General features: G+C 46.6%; 14 protein-coding genes and 1 other annotated feature (1 of these 15 only partly in view). Of the genes, 9 read left to right on the top strand and 5 right to left on the bottom strand.

The features are described 5' to 3' along the window. Window positions 1-54 precede the first annotated feature (54 nt). The 4 genes from ytpR (at window position 55) to GVY42_RS05470 (ending at window position 3374) form a co-directional block, all read left to right on the top strand. Window positions 55-669 (top strand): YtpR family tRNA-binding protein, encoded by a 615-nt coding sequence (gene ytpR, locus GVY42_RS05485; protein ID WP_159562551.1) that lies wholly within the window; start codon window positions 55-57, stop codon window positions 667-669. 54 nt (window positions 670-723) lie between these two features. Next, window positions 724-1431: a hypothetical protein gene (locus tag GVY42_RS05480; protein WP_159562550.1), complete on the top strand. Its 708-nt coding sequence runs from the start codon at window positions 724-726 to the stop codon at window positions 1429-1431. Window positions 1432-1516: 85 nt separating this feature from the next. Continuing rightward, a complete protein-coding gene (gene murC, locus GVY42_RS05475) occupies window positions 1517-2824 on the top strand; it encodes a UDP-N-acetylmuramate--L-alanine ligase (RefSeq protein WP_159562549.1) in 1308 nt (435 codons plus the stop codon). 97 nt (window positions 2825-2921) lie between these two features. Next, the gene (locus tag GVY42_RS05470; RefSeq protein ID WP_012726754.1) at window positions 2922-3374 is read left to right on the top strand and encodes a DNA starvation/stationary phase protection protein; all 453 of its coding nucleotides are present in this window, start codon (window positions 2922-2924) and stop codon (window positions 3372-3374) included. Between the two features lie 44 nt (window positions 3375-3418). On the opposite strand, the gene GVY42_RS05465 is transcribed toward GVY42_RS05470, so the two are convergent. Then, window positions 3419-4531, bottom strand: coding sequence for an aminopeptidase (locus GVY42_RS05465; RefSeq protein WP_159562548.1), 1113 nt, complete (start codon window positions 4529-4531; stop codon window positions 3419-3421). Between the two features lie 169 nt (window positions 4532-4700). Between GVY42_RS05465 and GVY42_RS05460 the strand changes: the two genes are divergently transcribed. From GVY42_RS05460 to ccpA, 4 genes are all read left to right on the top strand, one after another. After that, window positions 4701-5213 carry a DUF948 domain-containing protein gene (locus tag GVY42_RS05460; RefSeq protein WP_074036477.1) on the top strand — a complete coding sequence of 171 codons (513 nt, stop codon included), beginning with the start codon at window positions 4701-4703 and terminating at the stop codon, window positions 5211-5213. 25 nt (window positions 5214-5238) lie between these two features. After that, window positions 5239-5787, top strand: coding sequence for a YtxH domain-containing protein (locus GVY42_RS05455; RefSeq protein ID WP_159562547.1), 549 nt, complete (start codon window positions 5239-5241; stop codon window positions 5785-5787). A gap of 132 nt (window positions 5788-5919) precedes the next feature. Then, a complete protein-coding gene (locus GVY42_RS05450; protein WP_074036479.1) occupies window positions 5920-7011 on the top strand; it encodes a bifunctional 3-deoxy-7-phosphoheptulonate synthase/chorismate mutase in 1092 nt (363 codons plus the stop codon). Between the two features lie 127 nt (window positions 7012-7138). Beyond that, on the top strand, window positions 7139-8152 hold the full coding sequence (gene ccpA / locus GVY42_RS05445) for a catabolite control protein A (RefSeq protein ID WP_074036481.1): 1014 nt from the start codon (window positions 7139-7141) through the stop codon (window positions 8150-8152). A 49-nt stretch (window positions 8153-8201) separates the two neighbouring features. On the opposite strand, the gene GVY42_RS05440 is transcribed toward ccpA, so the two are convergent. The 3 genes from GVY42_RS05440 to GVY42_RS05430 are packed head-to-tail and all read right to left on the bottom strand — an operon-like array spanning window position 8202 to window position 10641. Continuing rightward, a complete protein-coding gene (locus GVY42_RS05440; protein WP_159562546.1) occupies window positions 8202-9371 on the bottom strand; it encodes an acetoin utilization protein AcuC in 1170 nt (389 codons plus the stop codon). Further along, complete coding sequence (locus tag GVY42_RS05435) at window positions 9368-10000, bottom strand: acetoin utilization AcuB family protein (protein WP_159562545.1); 633 nt, start codon at window positions 9998-10000, stop codon at window positions 9368-9370. Before GVY42_RS05435 ends, GVY42_RS05440 begins: the two co-directional genes overlap by 4 nt. A gap of 11 nt (window positions 10001-10011) precedes the next feature. Then, window positions 10012-10641: a GNAT family N-acetyltransferase gene (locus GVY42_RS05430; RefSeq protein ID WP_078147204.1), complete on the bottom strand. Its 630-nt coding sequence runs from the start codon at window positions 10639-10641 to the stop codon at window positions 10012-10014. A 155-nt stretch (window positions 10642-10796) separates the two neighbouring features. On the opposite strand from GVY42_RS05430, the gene acsA reads away from it, so the two are divergent. Then, window positions 10797-12503: an acetate--CoA ligase gene (gene acsA, locus GVY42_RS05425; RefSeq protein ID WP_074036486.1), complete on the top strand. Its 1707-nt coding sequence runs from the start codon at window positions 10797-10799 to the stop codon at window positions 12501-12503. A 40-nt stretch (window positions 12504-12543) separates the two neighbouring features. Here acsA and GVY42_RS05420 read toward each other — a convergent pair whose 3' ends face one another. After that, window positions 12544-15006 carry a transglycosylase domain-containing protein gene (locus tag GVY42_RS05420; RefSeq protein WP_159562544.1) on the bottom strand — a complete coding sequence of 821 codons (2463 nt, stop codon included), beginning with the start codon at window positions 15004-15006 and terminating at the stop codon, window positions 12544-12546. Between the two features lie 169 nt (window positions 15007-15175). Beyond that, window positions 15176-15320, top strand: a binding site (T-box leader) (it continues 53 nt past the right edge of the window).

The raw sequence follows: 15320 nt of genomic DNA, 5'->3' as shown, positions 1-15320 counted from the left end.
TCTGATAAAATAAGTGAGATGAGTTTGAAAGAAGGGACGTAGGAACGTATGCAAATGAATGTGTTTTACAACCGAGAAGGAATCGGTGATGTACTCATGGTGTTGTTGAAAGAAGGAGAAAGACATCATCAATCTGTCGAGCGGACGGGAGATGTGGCAATCGTCAAGTCAGCAGACGGGGAAGTGAACGGGTACAACCTGTTTCAAGCGAGTCAACATGTTGATGTGACAGGATGGAATGGTCCGGTTGAGTTGACAGTAGGATTAGTGGAGCAGTTGCAAAGCATCTTGAATGACAACGGGATTGAAGAGGATTTTTCGTGGGTTGACGTGACACCGAAGTTTGTCGTAGGTTATGTCGAAAGCGCAGTGAAGCACCCGGACGCTGACAAATTGTCGATTTGCCAAGTTCAAATCGACCAAGGGACTGTTCAGATTGTATGTGGCGCACCTAATGTAGCAACCGGACAAAAAGTCGTTGTCGCAAAACCGGGTGCGGTGATGCCGACTGGTTTGATTATCCGTCCATCTGCACTCCGCGGTGAGAGTTCACACGGGATGATTTGTTCTGCCCGTGAATTAAACCTTCCGAACGCCCCGCAAGAAAAAGGGATTTTAGTATTAGATGACGAATATGAAGTAGGTACAGCATTTAAAATCGGTCGCTAAATTCGACCGATTTTTTGTTAAATATGGATTGAGTGAAAAAGCGAGGAATCAAGTATGGATGCATATGAACGTTCACTGAAGCAACAAGCAGAGCGAATCAAACGAGAACTGTCGAAAGAAGGACAAAAAGGTTCCCCACCACCAAAGGTTGAGGCAGCCGAGGAATTCATTCCGTCAGACGTCCCGTCACCGATTTATGGATATGCTCGCCCCAAACCAAAGATTGTCCTACCGGTCGAACACTCTCCTGAAACGAGAGATGCGTATGATTCAGCGATGGAATCTACTCATTCTGCGACGGAAGAGCTGAACCGAGAGTCATCTACTGAAACCGTCTCTAAACCTGAATGGAGTGAAGAGTCCAACGAGCTGATTTCCGGGGAAATTGAAATTGAAGACAAATCGATTCTTGGTGAAGTTTCGATTCTTGATAATGGCTTTTCATCTGTTTTTATGCAATCAACAGATTTATCTCGTTCAAAAAAGGAGACAGTCGTGGAGGCTCAACAAGATGCCACTCCTCAAACTGACCTAGATATTGATGGATTGGCGGAACAAATTGGTCCGTCGATCGAGCAGATTGCAGAAACATTACAAACACCATCTGAACAGCAAGGAATGCCTTCTGACACAGATTTGACACCAGCGGTTCAAGTCTCATTTAAAGCGGATCAACCGCCTGTGAATGTGATGATGACGCCAAAAGATCGGATGGCGATGTACCGTAGCCGACGACTTGCACAAAAAAACAATAATCTGTAATAGCACGATTCTGTGAGTTTTGCTATAATGACAAAGGTTTGTCGCATTTTGACGAGCCGCAATGAATTAGGGGGGCTATTTACAGATGAACCGTTATCACTTCGTCGGAATTAAAGGAACGGGCATGAGTCCTTTAGCTCAAATTTTATTTGATATGAACAATGAGGTCCGTGGATCGGACGTTGAAAAAGCATTTTTTACAGAAGAAGCATTGAACCGTAAAGGGATTGAAATTTTGCCATTCGATCCTGAAAATATTTCGGAAGACCAAATCGTTGTACAAGGAAACGCGTTCAGTGATGATCATCCAGAAATCGTGCGTGCACGTGAACTCGGATTGACGATTTATAAGTATTACGAGTTTTTAGGTGAACTCGCGAACCATTACACGAGCGTCGCCATCACTGGGTCGCACGGGAAAACGTCAACGACGGGATTACTTGCACACGTCATGCGTGGAATCGAACCGACATCGTTCTTAATCGGCGATGGAACGGGAGAGGGAGTGGCGGATTCGAAGAACTTTGTCTTCGAAGCTTGTGAGTACAAACGACATTTCTTATACTACCGTCCAGACTACGCGATTATGACGAATATCGACTTTGACCATTCGGACTATTTCTCTGGTCTTGATGATGTCATTGACGCATTCCAAGAAATGGCGAAACAAGTGAAGAAAGGAATCATTGCTTGTGGCGATGATGAAAATCTTCAACACATCCAAGCAAACGTGCCGCTCGTCTATTACGGTTTCGGGACGCACAATGATTTCCGTGCTGAACAGGTCACATCGACAGAAAATGGAACGACATTTGATGTCTTTTTACGTGATGACTTCTATGGGACATTCCGGATTCCTGGATATGGAGACCACAGCGTGTTGAATGCGCTTGCCGTCATTGCGACATGTGACTACGAGAACTTGCCGAAAGAATTGGTAAAAGAACGTCTTGAAACGTTCAACGGTGTAAAACGCCGATTCAGTGAATCGATGTTAAACGATCAAGTGCTTGTCGATGACTATGCGCATCATCCGCGTGAGATTAGTGCAACGGTAGAAGCAGCTCGGAAAAAGTATGGCAATCGAGAAGTCGTTGCAATCTTCCAACCACATACGTATACACGCTTGAAATCATTCATGGACGACTTTGCGACGGCATTGGCCGAAGCAGACACTGTCTATTTATGTGATATTTTCGGTTCAGCACGTGAGCAAGAAGGGACGGTCACCATCGAAGACCTTCAATCACGAATCGAAGGAGCACATATCTTAAAACGTGGTGGTACAAGCGTGTTACGCAACCATGCCGATGCCGTGCTCTTATTCATGGGTGCCGGTGATATTCAAACGTATCAGCGCGAATATGAAGAAGTTGTAAAACTTGAAGCGTAAGTGTGAAAGGGAGACGAAAGTCTCTCTTTTTTATGTTTAGCCATCCAAAATCTCGGTAATAGTAGTATCGATGAATATGACAAAGGAGATGTTAGGAATGGCTAGTCAAGTTGCACTCAACACCTTAAACAAAGAAGTAGCGAACTATGGATTGCTGTTTGTAAAACTTCATAATTATCACTGGTATATTAGTGGACCGCATTTCTTCACGTATCATGAAAAACTAGAAGAACTCTATAATTTAGTGGCAGAACTCTACGATGATGTGGCAGAACGACTCCTTATGAATGACGGCGAACCATTTGCGACGATGAAAGAGTATCTCGAACATTCAACGTTAAAAGAAGGCGATCGTCATGCCGAGACAGATCAGATGATCAAAGATATCATCAGTGACTTCAAACAAATCCGTCAAGAGATGCAAGATGCGATGGAGAAATTTGAGGACGGCGATGAGGCGATTGAAGATACATTCGTTTCTCATATCGAGCGACTCGAAAAAGAAATTTGGATGATGTCTGCCGCCCTCGGGAAGAAAACAAAATTATAAATATAAAGAATGGTGCACCTGAAAAAGGCGCACCATTCTTTATATTATTTCAAGTTTTCTGGATTGAGCGGAAGCAACGCATCGATGACGAAACGTCCATCTTTTCGGATGAGCAAATCGTCGAACCAGATTTCGCCGCCACCGTAATCCGGGCGCTGGATGTTGACGAGATCCCAGTGGACAGATGAGTTGTTGCCGTTATAAGCCTCATCATACGCTTGACCAGGTGTGAAATGGAAGCTTCCATCAATTTTCTCATCGAAGAGAATATCCTTCATTGGATGTTGGATGTATGGGTTCACACCGATGGCGAACTCACCGACATAACGCGCACCTTCATCCGTGTTGAACACCTCATTGATCCGTTCTGTATCGTTCGCTGTCGCATCTACAATCTTCCCGTCTTTAAACGTCAACTTCACATTCTCGAACGTGAAGCCTTGATATGGAGATGGCGTATTGTATGTGATGACACCATTGACCGAGTCTTTGACCGGTGCTGTGAACACTTCACCGTCCGGAATGTTCATCTGACCAGAACACTTGATGGCTGGGATATCTAAAATCGAGAATGAAAGATCGGTACCTGGTCCTTTCAATGTCACGCGATCTGTCTTATTCATTAACTCGACTAGCGCATCCATCGCACGGTCCATTTTTCCGTAATCGAGTGTACAGACATTGAAATAGAAGTCTTCGAACGCTTCTGTCGATTTTCCAGCGAGTTGCGCCATCGATGGAGATGGATAGCGGAGAACGACCCATTTCGTTCCTTTAACACGGTCTTCGGTATGCATTTTCCCAAGTGTGGCACCGACAAGTTTTTGCTGTTCGCTTGGAACGTCTGACAACTCGTTAATGTTATCACCAGCACGTAAGCCGATGTAGGCATCCATTGCTTGCATCTGTTTACGTTCGATGTCGGCCATCAGTTCGAGTTGTTCACGGCTTGCGCCTGTATACAACTTACGTAAGATACGGCTCTCTTTTAAGAGAACGAAAGGATGTCCCCCTGCTTCGTATGCCTTTTCGACGAGTGCTTCAACGAGCGACTCTTCGACGCCGAAGTTCTCAATTAATACCTTTTCCCCCGGTTGTAGCTTGACGGAATAATTGATTAAACCGTCAGCTAATTGTGTAATTCTTGGATCTCTCACACGATCACCCCTAATTTTTTTTATGAATTTCTATTTTAGTGTAATCGAAAACACAAAAACGGGTAAAGGAATAATCAGACCGAATGGCGAAAACGGTTGTAGCAAATCTTTTCAGTCATAATGGTGCTATAATGAAACAAGAAACGATTGAATAGGAGGAATGGATTGAATGGAGATCACATTAGGAGGCATCGCTGGGCTAATTGCGGCGCTCGCGTTTGTCGTACTCGTCATCTTCTTGGCGCGTGTCTTGTCGAATGTAAATCGTACACTCGGAAGCGTCGCCAATACGACCGAAAATTTAGAACGCCAGCTCGATGGAATCACGATGGAAGTGACGGCGCTCTTACATAAGACGAACCGTCTCGTAGACAACGTCGAAGAAAAAACAGAATTGCTCGCACCTGTCGCTCATGCGCTTGATGAGCTAGGGACATCATTGAACGAGGTAACCGAGTCTGTTCGTACCGTCTCGACTTCTGTCCATTCGGCAGCGGACGAAAACAAAGAACAGATTGCGCAAGCCGTCCGATGGGGATCGGTTGCGGTCGAATTGTTCAAGAAGAACAAACCTGAATCTTCTACTACAAAAGAACGTCCACGTCGTCGCACACGACGCGAGAAGAAAGCAGAAACACCTGTATCACCTGATTTGATTCAAACGGATGATACGATCAAATAAGTTAATCTCGGGGAGGAACTCACACATGACAGACCAAAAGCAATCAACAGAACAGAATCAATCAAGTAGCGGATTTTTGACGGGTGTCATTCTCGGAGGGATTGTTGGAGCGGCAGTCGCGTTACTGACGTCTCCGAAAAACGGACGTGAAGTACGGACGTACCTTGATGAGAAGACGTCAACATCGCGAGAGCGCCTGACTGTCAAATCGAAAGAGATGCGTGAGAAAGCAGAACCGGTCGTCGGGGAATGGATTAAAGTGGCGAGCGATAAGGCGGCACCTGTCCTCAATATCGTAAAAGATAAGGCACGCGAAGCTGCAGAATTGAAGCAACAAATCGATGAAGATGAGCTTTCGATTGAAGAGGCGATGGAAAAAGCAGATCAACTCGTTGCGGAAGCAGAATCGGAAGTGAAGGAACAGATGGACCGCGCGGCTGAAGAAGAAAAGCCATCGAACGCATCGGATTCAGAGTCTGACGATTCGCTCGAAGCACCTGTCAATGAGTTGCTCGACGAGGAATCGAAAGAAGAACTAGAAGATTTAAAGAAAGACTTAAAAAAAAATGAGTAATTCGTAAGGACCGAATGGATTCGGTCCTTTTTTGGTGATTTTGTGTCGTAGAAGGTTTCCTTATGACAAAGCGCACAAAGTTCGATATAATTAGGAATCTGGAAAGAACGGCTTAGGAATGAGAGGGAAACTATGAGTCCACAAGATCAATTGAATCGATTACGTCGAGAAATGGATGAATTGAACCATGAAATGCTCGACTTGCTTAGTCGGCGCGGTACACTTGCCGTCGAAATTGGAAAAATTAAACGTCTTCAAGGTGTCGAACGTTATGATCCGGTCCGAGAGCGAGAGATGCTTGATTTTATTGCCGCATCAAACCAAGGGCCGTTTGAAACGTCACGTCTTCAACATATCTTTAAAGAAGTCTTTAAAGCGTCTGCTGAATTACAAGGAGAAGATCGAGATAAAACGCTTCTCGTTTCGCGTAAACGTCAACCGGAAGACACGTTGGTCCATATGAAAGATGTGACGATCGGAAACGGCCGTCCACAATTGATTGCAGGACCATGTGCCGTAGAGTCTTTCGAACAAGTGAATGCGGTCGCAGAAAAGCTTGCATTGTCTGGTGTTAAAATCATGCGAGGCGGTGCTTATAAACCGCGTACGTCACCTTACGATTTTCAAGGCTTAGGTTTTGAGGGATTGAAACTGTTAAAGACGGCAGCTGACCGACATGACCTACGAGTCATCACAGAAATCATGACTCCTGGCGCAGTGGAATCGGCGTTACCGTATGTTGACATCATTCAAGTCGGAGCTCGCAACATGCAGAACTTCGATTTGTTAAAAGAAGTTGGGAAGACAGACAAACCGGTCTTGTTGAAGCGCGGATTATCCGCTACAATCGAAGAGTTCATTTATGCGGCAGAGTACATTATGGCGAGCGGGAACAGCCAAGTCATCTTGTGCGAGCGGGGAATTCGAACGTATGAACGTGCGACACGCAATACGTTGGACATTACCGCTGTGCCGATTTTGAAGCAAGAGACGCATCTGCCTGTTATGGTAGACGTCACGCATTCGACCGGTCGTCGTGATTTATTGTTGCCAGCTGCAAAAGCGGCCCTTGCAATCGGAGCTGACGGTGTGATGGTAGAAGTGCACCCGAATCCGGCGATCGCCCTCTCGGACGCGCAACAACAATTGGACTTCGATCAATTCGATCAATTTGTGGAAGGACTCACGGTCCAGTTTCCCCAACTTGATTTGGTGAAAAAGTAAGCTTTCCAAATGGAAACGTTTTATATCGCATGAAGACAGGGTAAATGGATGACAGATACCTGTCTTCCTTTTTTAAGACGTTTTATGAAAACTTTTTGAAAATCAGGACTTGTAGGAGGAGTAGTTTATGAATAGTAACAACGTAACAATCTATGATGTGGCACGAGAAGCCGGGGTGTCGATGGCGACCGTCTCTCGTGTCGTCAACGGAAACCCGAACGTCAAACCGACAACACGCAAGAAAGTACAGGATGCGATTGACCGTCTTGGTTATCGTCCGAACGCCGTCGCACGTGGACTAGCAAGCAAGAAAACGACAACGGTCGGTGTCATCGTACCGGATATCTCGAACATCTTCTTTGCCGACTTGGCGCGAGGTATCGAAGACGTGGCGACGATGTATAAATACAACATCATCCTTGGTAACTCAGATTCGAGTCGTGACAAGGAAGTCCATTTACTCAATACGCTATTAGGTAAACAAGTGGACGGTATCATCTTCATGGGTGGACGTTTGCATGAAGATCTCGTGGAAGAGTTCAAAAAATCACCAGTTCCAATCGTTCTCGCAGCGACATTGAACCAAGGATATGATCTCCCGGCTGTCAATATCGATTATGAGCAAGCGGCGTATGACGCGACTCAGATGTTGATCAACCACGGACATGACCGTGTTGGATTCATCACTGGACCACTCGAGCAACAAATCAATGGCGAGAAGAAATTTGCCGGTTACCGCCGTGCTCTTGAAGATGCAGGTCTTCCTTTCCATGAGAACGATATGATTCTCGGAAATTATACGTATGCGTCTGGTCTCGAGGCGATGCAAAAAATGTTGCAACGTGACGATTGTCCGAAAGCCATCTTCGCAGGGACGGATGAAATGGCACTTGGGGTCATCCATGCGATTCAAGATGCAGGTTACTCTGTTCCAAACGATTTCGAAGTCGTCGGTCACGATAACACGCGCCTCGCGACGATGATTCGTCCGAAGTTGACGACGGTCGTTCAACCGATGTACGATATCGGAGCCGTCGCGATGCGTCTCTTGACTAAGATTTTGAACGCGGAAGAAATCGAAGAGAAAAACGTCGTGCTTCCTCACCGAATCGAACGCCGTGACTCGCTTCGTCAGGACTAAAAGAAAAGCTGCCCGTTCATCCATTTTTGAGATGAACGGGCAGCTTTATTTATAAATAAATCGATTTTCGATCATTCGAGATGAACGGCCAAAAGGCACGCTTCGTGACTTCCCAATTCTTTTCTTCAATTTGTTGACGCCGCGGGATATGATCAAACGCGTAAAGAGAGTCGTCCCACCGAGTGGGTAACGGTTGACCAGCGACATCGGACCATTGCTCAATCCATTCGGTCGGGATATCTCCGGCATAGGGTGTCTCTCTCGTCATACCGGCCCACACTTGTGCCCAGGCGCGAGGAACGGCTCGATACCAGTCATAGCCGCCGCCACCAAGTGCGACGAGACGACCATCGGTATACTCGTCTGCCATACGTGAAGCGATTTGTGGAATCTGTTCGAACGTCCGTATCGTTGATGCGAGATGGGTGAGTGGATCAAAGACATGGGCATCCGCACCATTCTGAGTCAGGATGATATCAGGTTTGAACCATTCGCACGCTTCACGTAAAACGGTCTCATAGCACGTCAAAAATGAGTCATCTTGGGTGAATGCATCGACTGGTACGTTCCAACTATAGCCGTATCCTTTCCCATTCCCTCGCTCTGTCACCATTCCGGTACCTGGGAAGAGATAGCGACCTGTCTCGTGTATGGATAAAGTCATCACATCATCATCGTCATAGAAGAGCCATTGGACCCCGTCCCCATGATGCGCATCCGTATCTACATAGAGAACGCGCGACCCGTATTGTTTTCTCACATGTGCGATGGCGACGGCCGCATCGTTATAGACGCAAAATCCTGATGCTTTGCGCCGCATTCCATGATGTAGACCGCCCCCAACATGGAAGGCTCGCTCTGCTTTGCCGCTCGCAACTAGATCGAGCGCATGAATCGTCCCACCGACAAGCCGTGCGGCTCCCTCGTGTATCGTCGGAAAGATGGGAGTGTCTTCCGTACCGAGACCAAACTTATTCGCTTTCAGCGTAGAAAGTTCTCCTGCCGCCGCAGCTTGGACGGCTTCGATGTAGTCAAAGTCATGAACGAGCGCTAACGCTTCAACCGAAGCGAGTGGAGGAGACACACATTCCGATTTGGAGAGTTTTCCGGCTGCAATCAGAAGGGATGTCGTCAATTCCAGTCGTAACGGATTGAACGGGTGATCCTCATGAAAGCGATAAGACGTCTCGTCTTCGCCAAATATGTAAATCGGTCTCATCGTGACATCTCCGGACCGAGGACATCATACCCTTCACGTTTCAACCGTTCGATGATTCGGAGCGGGTTCATCGTCTGGACGCGGAAAGAGATGATACGTTTATAGGGATCGCTCGTCGGATGAACGAAGACGTTGATGATATTGACGTTTGTTTTGGCGAGGAGTCGGGTCACTTTTTCGAGTGTGCCGGTCGTATTTTCGACGAGAATTTCAATTTGCGAACTCGGTTCGAGTGCGCCTGTCAATTGCACGAAGTAACGTAATAAATCGGTCTCTGTCAATACACCGACGAGTTTCCCTTGTTCGACGATAGGGAGACAGGTTAGCCGGTTTTCGTAAAACAAGGCAGCTGCATCTTCAAAGAAATCGAATGGATGCGCTGTCGGTACCTCGGATCGCATGATGCTCGATACAGGGTTTTGAAAGTCTGCGTTTTCACTTTCGGGATGAAAGACGCTCGTCGCACCACTCATCTCGAATTGGCCGACAATCCCGACGACTTGTCGAGTGGGATTTGTCACAATCAAATGTCGGACACGATGTTCACGCATTAATTTTGCGGCATGGGCAATCGTATTGGTCGGTTGAATCGTCACGACATGTCGATTCATCATCTGTTCGATTAACATGAAATCCCTCCTTAGTCGTACATAAATCGTCGGCGAAGACGAAGTGAATCAAAATGGTCGATTGATTCTTGGCGTACGTTTTTTCCGATACGAGCCATCAAACAGTTGGCAGGATGGGAGGCAATCTCAGGATCGTCTGTCGGGAAGAAAACAAGTCCACCGTGATTCATCATCTTCTCCATGACTTTTCGATAATCCCAAATCGAGAGTCCACTACCTTTCAAATCCCAGTGCCAATAATATTCGGTCGTCAAAATCAAAAAGTCATCCATATGTGGGTCCATCATCGATACTTCGAGTAATTGTTTCCCGATTCGTTGACCACGGAAGCGAGGACTCACCTCGATTGCCCCGAGTTCAAGGATGTATGGGTCGTTTCCTTCACTCCAACGCTCATACGGGTCAGGATAGAGGAAAGTCACGTATCCAATCACGAGATCGTCTTGCCTGGCGACGATGATTCTTCCTTCTTTTAACCCAGCAATATCGACGAGTGCTTCGTGCTGATCTTCCGGTTCACGAAAAGCTGTCAATCCTTCATCAAGACGATACGTCCGTAACACGTCAGGCGCCACCGGACCATCAATCGTGACGTCACCTTGTGAGGTCTGCCACACTTTTGAATGATATTGTTTTTCCATAGGGTCACCACCTTTTCCATCTCTTATTATAGCGCTTTCATCAAGCTGGAATCATCCTGTTTTGATGAAATTGGAAATTCATTGATTTGTCATAATTTTAACACTATACTGAAAGTGGTTATACCAATCTTTACAGGGGAGGCGAATCTTTAGCGATGGAAAAATTGAAAGCGTTAACAGGGGAACATCAATTAGCGTCGTATGAAGAGGCTTGTCAGTCGTTTGAATGGACACAAGCAGAAGCATTGTTTTCATGGAATTTGACGGGGAAAGTCAATTTGGCATATGAAGCCATCGATCGCCATGCGGAAAGTGAATTGGCGACAAAAGTGGCACTGCTTTATTTCGATGGGGATCGAGAAGAGCGGTACACGTATGCGGATATGAAGAAAGAAAGTAATCGTTCTGGTAATGTTCTGAAGTCGATTGGTGTGGAGAAAGGCGACCGCGTCTTTATCTTTATGCCACGTCAGCCAGAACTTTATTTTATTTTGCTCGGTGCAATCAAACGAGGGGCCATCGTCGGTCCATTGTTTGAGGCGTTCATGGAACAGGCGGTTCACGACCGTTTGCTCGACTCGGAAGCGAAAGTGATTGTGACGACGAAAGAACTGTTGCCGCGCATTCCGGTCGATCAGTTGCCTCATTTAGAGACAATTCTACTCGTTGGGGACGATGTCGAAGAGTCGGAAAAGGTGCTCGATTATCGTAAACTGGCGAACGATGCGACGACAGATCTCGAATTGACGTGGGTCGACCGTGAAGACGGTCTGATTTTACACTATACATCGGGCTCAACAGGAAAACCAAAAGGGGTTCTCCACGTCCATAATGCGATGATTCAACATATGATGACCGGCAAATGGGTACTCGATCTTCAACCGGATGATATTTACTGGTGCACGGCTGACCCTGGATGGGTGACGGGGACGAGCTACGGTATTTTTGCGCCTTTCTTAAATGGTGCGACAAACGTCATCGTTGGTGGACGCTTCAATCCTGAATTTTGGTATTCGGTCATTGAACGGTTTGGCGTGACAGTTTGGTATAGTGCCCCGACGGCGTTCCGCATGCTCATGGGCGCTGGCGACGAAGCGTTTGAGAAGTATGATTTGTCTTCACTTCGTCATATTTTATCCGTCGGTGAGCCGCTAAATCCAGAAGTCATTCGTTGGGGACACGAAGCATTTGATCTTCGAATCCATGATACGTGGTGGATGACAGAAACCGGTGCGATGATGATTTGTAACTATCCGACGATGGACATCAAACCGGGCTCAATGGGGAAACCGATCCCAGGTTGCGAAGCGGCTATTTTGGATGACCGGGGTCAACCACTTCCACCACACCGAATGGGGAACTTGGCACTCAAGACGCCTTGGCCGTCGATGATGCGGAAGATTTGGAAGAACGATGCGAAGTATGAGAGTTACTTCTGGGGAGATTGGTATGTGTCAGGTGATTCTGCTTATATGGACGAAGACGGCTATTTCTGGTTCCAAGGTCGGGTCGACGACGTCATCATGACAGCAGGAGAACGGGTCGGACCGTTTGAAGTGGAAAGTCGACTCGTGGAACATCCGGCTGTGGCTGAAGCGGGTGTCATCGGAAAACCGGACCCGGTCCGAGGTGAAATCATCAAAGCGTTCATTGCGCTACGTAAAGGTTATGAACCGTCTGATGAGTTAAAACAAGAAATCCAGCAGTTCGTCAAAGAAGGATTGGCTGCGCATGCAGCACCACGTGAGATCGAATTCAAGGACAAGTTGCCGAAAACGCGAAGCGGGAAGATCATGCGTCGCGTCTTGAAGGCTTGGGAATTGAATCTTGAAACAGGTGACCTCTCGACGATGGAAGATTAAGATAAACAAAGGGTCGACACATCGTGTGTCGACCCTTTGTTTATTCACCGTTAGCATCAGCATCGGCTTCTTCTTCAGCTTGTTGTTCGGCTTCTTGTTTAGCCTCTTCTTCAGCTTTCTTCTTCGCGTCTTCCTCAGCTTTTTTCTTTGCTTCGGCGTCTGCTTTTTGTTTAGCTTCTTCTTCAGCTTTTTTCTTAGCGGCAGCATCGGCAGCAGCCTCTTGTTTCTTCTCCTCAGCTTCTTTCTTTGCTTCTTCGGCCTCTTTCTTGGCCTCTTCTTCTTTCTTCTTCTCTTCCTCTTCTTTTTCTTTCTCTTCTACTTTCTTCTTCTCAGAGAATGAACCTGAGTCTTGGAAGTCTTTCGAAGTGACGGTTGAAGGTTGTGAGAAGCGTGCGCTGACGCCTAGAGCTTCTGGGTCATCCGCATAGACACGATTCATCGTTTGCGACCAGATGCGCTGTGTCCGTTGATAGTAACGTCCATAATCCCAACCATCTAGCATTGAGAGGCGTTGTGAATCATAACCTGACCAGACGGCGAGTGTAACGTTCGGGTTCGACCCGACCAAGTACGAATCACGTTGATCGTTCGTTGTACCGGTTTTACCCATCCAATCGCCAGGAACGCTGAGCAACGATTGTGCATATGTCGCAGTACCTGACGTGTAGACGTCGCGGAGCATATCCACCACGAGATAAGAGGTACGTTCTGTGAAAATACGCGTTTTCTTCGGCTTCGCTTCGTAAATGACTTCACCTTGATATTCGATTTCTTGGATGAAGTACGGCTCCACGTGTTCACCGTAATTTGCTAGCATCGCATAAGAGGCGGCCAAATCGATAGGCTTGACTTCCCCGGTACCGAGTGCCATCGCTGAAGCATAACGGTTTCCTTCAGATACCGGAATTCCCATGTCGACTAATTTCTGAGTATCAGCAGGTTTTTGGTTACGTTCTTCATAAATCTTAACAGCCGGAACGTTCAAGGAGAGCTTGAGCGCATCGCGTACTGTGACAGCACCGCGATACGTTTTCCCTTCGTTTTGAACTTGTTTCTTCGGTTGTCCGGGACCAGTAAACTTATAGAAATACTCCTCGTCAATGATTTGAGTGGCAGGTGTAATCATGCCAGCTTCAATCGCATTTGAATAGACAAGAATCGGTTTTGCAGTCGATCCGATTTGACGTTCTGCCCAGAAAGCACGGTTCAAATCGTCGGTCTTGCCATTGATGTAGCGACCTCCGACGAATCCGAGTACTTTCCCGGTCTTATTCTCAATCATGACAGAAGAGGTTTGTTCAGGAAGTGTGCGGTTCTCATCTTTAATCGTTTGATTCGGTCCGAAGTTGCCAGCGTTTTTAGCCGGTTGTTGCATCGCTTCGTGAATTTCTTTATCCAATGTCAAACGGATGTTGAACCCACCTTGACGCAACATGTTATGAGCACGCTTCGCATAAGTCGAACGGACAGAGTCCTGTTCCTCCGAGCTCAACTCATTGATTTCAATCCCATCTTGCTCCAATAGATAATCCGTCACGATTTGGCGTGCTTGAAGTTCTGCTTCGTCTACCACGTACGGATATTTGTCGCGAGGCTTCGTCTGAGTCTGCATGAAGTCTTGCGTGATGTCGTAGTTATAAGCGGCATCATATTCTTCTTTCGTAATCTTTCCTGCAACGTACATGCGGTTCAATACCGTTTTCATTCGGTTAACCGCACCCGATACGTCCTCTTTGATGACGCCACCTTGATAGTAAGGTGTGTAGAAGAATGGGTTTTTTGGGATACCGGCAAGGAAAGCGGCTTGTGGAAGTGTCAATTTCTCTGCCGAAGTATTGAACACACCGCGAGCGGCGGCCTCAATCCCTGAAATGTTACGTCCCATCGAGTTACGTCCGAACGAGACGACGTTCAGATAGGCGTTTAAAATTTCATCTTTGTCCATCGCCTTCTCTAGACGAAGGGCGAGTAATATTTCTTTTGCTTTCCGTTCGAAAGATACTTCGTTCGTCAACATTTGGTTTTTAATCAATTGTTGCGTCAACGTTGAACCACCCGTGCGATCTTCAGATCCTGTTGCTTCTTGTAAAATAGCGCGTAACGTCGCTTTTGGAACGACGCCATCGTGCTCATAGAATTCGACATCTTCCGTCGCAAGTAGTGCATCGACAACGTATGGAGAAACTTTTTCTACTGGAATCGGGATTCGTACCTCATCGGTCGTATAGTTCCCGATGCGCTCCCCGCTTCCGAAGTAAATATTGGAAGTCGATGTATACGTATTGATTTGCGCAGTCATCGTTTTATAAGCCGGGGTCGGCATATCTTTGACGAGTGACGCGAAATATCCGACACCAATTCCAGCACCTAAAAATCCGATGAGTACAACAGAAATGATGGTCAGGAGTAGGACGTTCCACGACACATCATACATAACATTGGCATAACGACGTACTTTCAATGACGTCGGATTATTCCATAAGTCTCGAATCTTCTGCAGCATGACAGCCTCCTTAAATATGGTGTAAAACTATTTTAGACAGTAATATATTCGATTATAGCACAATTCAACCTACACCTTACCTCGAAACCGAAGTCTCGTGCAAGTTTCATTGTAAGAGTTGACAAGTTGAAAACGATGCTTATAAAATGAATAGCATAGTCAACAAGATAATGACGCTGTGAAGAAAGCGAAGTAGTCGACGGGCCTCTTGTCCAGAAAGCTAGTGGTTGCTGTGAACTAGCCAATGTCAATCGATGAATTACACTTTTAGAGCGTGCCTTCGGGCCGGTTCGAGACCGTTATCTCTCGCTCAA

It is taken from the genome of Exiguobacterium sp. 8A, from assembly GCF_902506275.1.
GTDB classification, from domain to species: Bacteria; Bacillota; Bacilli; order Exiguobacteriales; family Exiguobacteriaceae; genus Exiguobacterium; species Exiguobacterium profundum.
The sequence above is the reverse complement of the archived record's forward strand: the minus strand, read 5'-3'. Positions and strand labels throughout refer to the sequence as shown.

Excerpts from the sequence above, each read along its gene's own strand:
- acsA (WP_074036486.1), top strand. The coding sequence starts at position 10,797 with ATGGAAAAATTGAAAGCGTTAACAGGGGAACATCAATTAGCGTCGTAT.
- GVY42_RS05440 (WP_159562546.1), bottom strand. The coding sequence starts at position 9,371 with ATGAGACCGATTTACATATTTGGCGAAGACGAGACGTCTTATCGCTTT.
- ytpR (WP_159562551.1), top strand. The coding sequence starts at position 55 with ATGAATGTGTTTTACAACCGAGAAGGAATCGGTGATGTACTCATGGTG.
- GVY42_RS05420 (WP_159562544.1), bottom strand. The coding sequence starts at position 15,006 with ATGCTGCAGAAGATTCGAGACTTATGGAATAATCCGACGTCATTGAAA.
- murC (WP_159562549.1), top strand. The coding sequence starts at position 1,517 with ATGAACCGTTATCACTTCGTCGGAATTAAAGGAACGGGCATGAGTCCT.
- GVY42_RS05435 (WP_159562545.1), bottom strand. The coding sequence starts at position 10,000 with ATGTTAATCGAACAGATGATGAATCGACATGTCGTGACGATTCAACCG.
- GVY42_RS05430 (WP_078147204.1), bottom strand. The coding sequence starts at position 10,641 with ATGGAAAAACAATATCATTCAAAAGTGTGGCAGACCTCACAAGGTGAC.
- GVY42_RS05470 (WP_012726754.1), top strand. The coding sequence starts at position 2,922 with ATGGCTAGTCAAGTTGCACTCAACACCTTAAACAAAGAAGTAGCGAAC.
- GVY42_RS05455 (WP_159562547.1), top strand. The coding sequence starts at position 5,239 with ATGACAGACCAAAAGCAATCAACAGAACAGAATCAATCAAGTAGCGGA.
- ccpA (WP_074036481.1), top strand. The coding sequence starts at position 7,139 with ATGAATAGTAACAACGTAACAATCTATGATGTGGCACGAGAAGCCGGG.
- GVY42_RS05450 (WP_074036479.1), top strand. The coding sequence starts at position 5,920 with ATGAGTCCACAAGATCAATTGAATCGATTACGTCGAGAAATGGATGAA.
- GVY42_RS05480 (WP_159562550.1), top strand. The coding sequence starts at position 724 with ATGGATGCATATGAACGTTCACTGAAGCAACAAGCAGAGCGAATCAAA.
- GVY42_RS05460 (WP_074036477.1), top strand. The coding sequence starts at position 4,701 with ATGGAGATCACATTAGGAGGCATCGCTGGGCTAATTGCGGCGCTCGCG.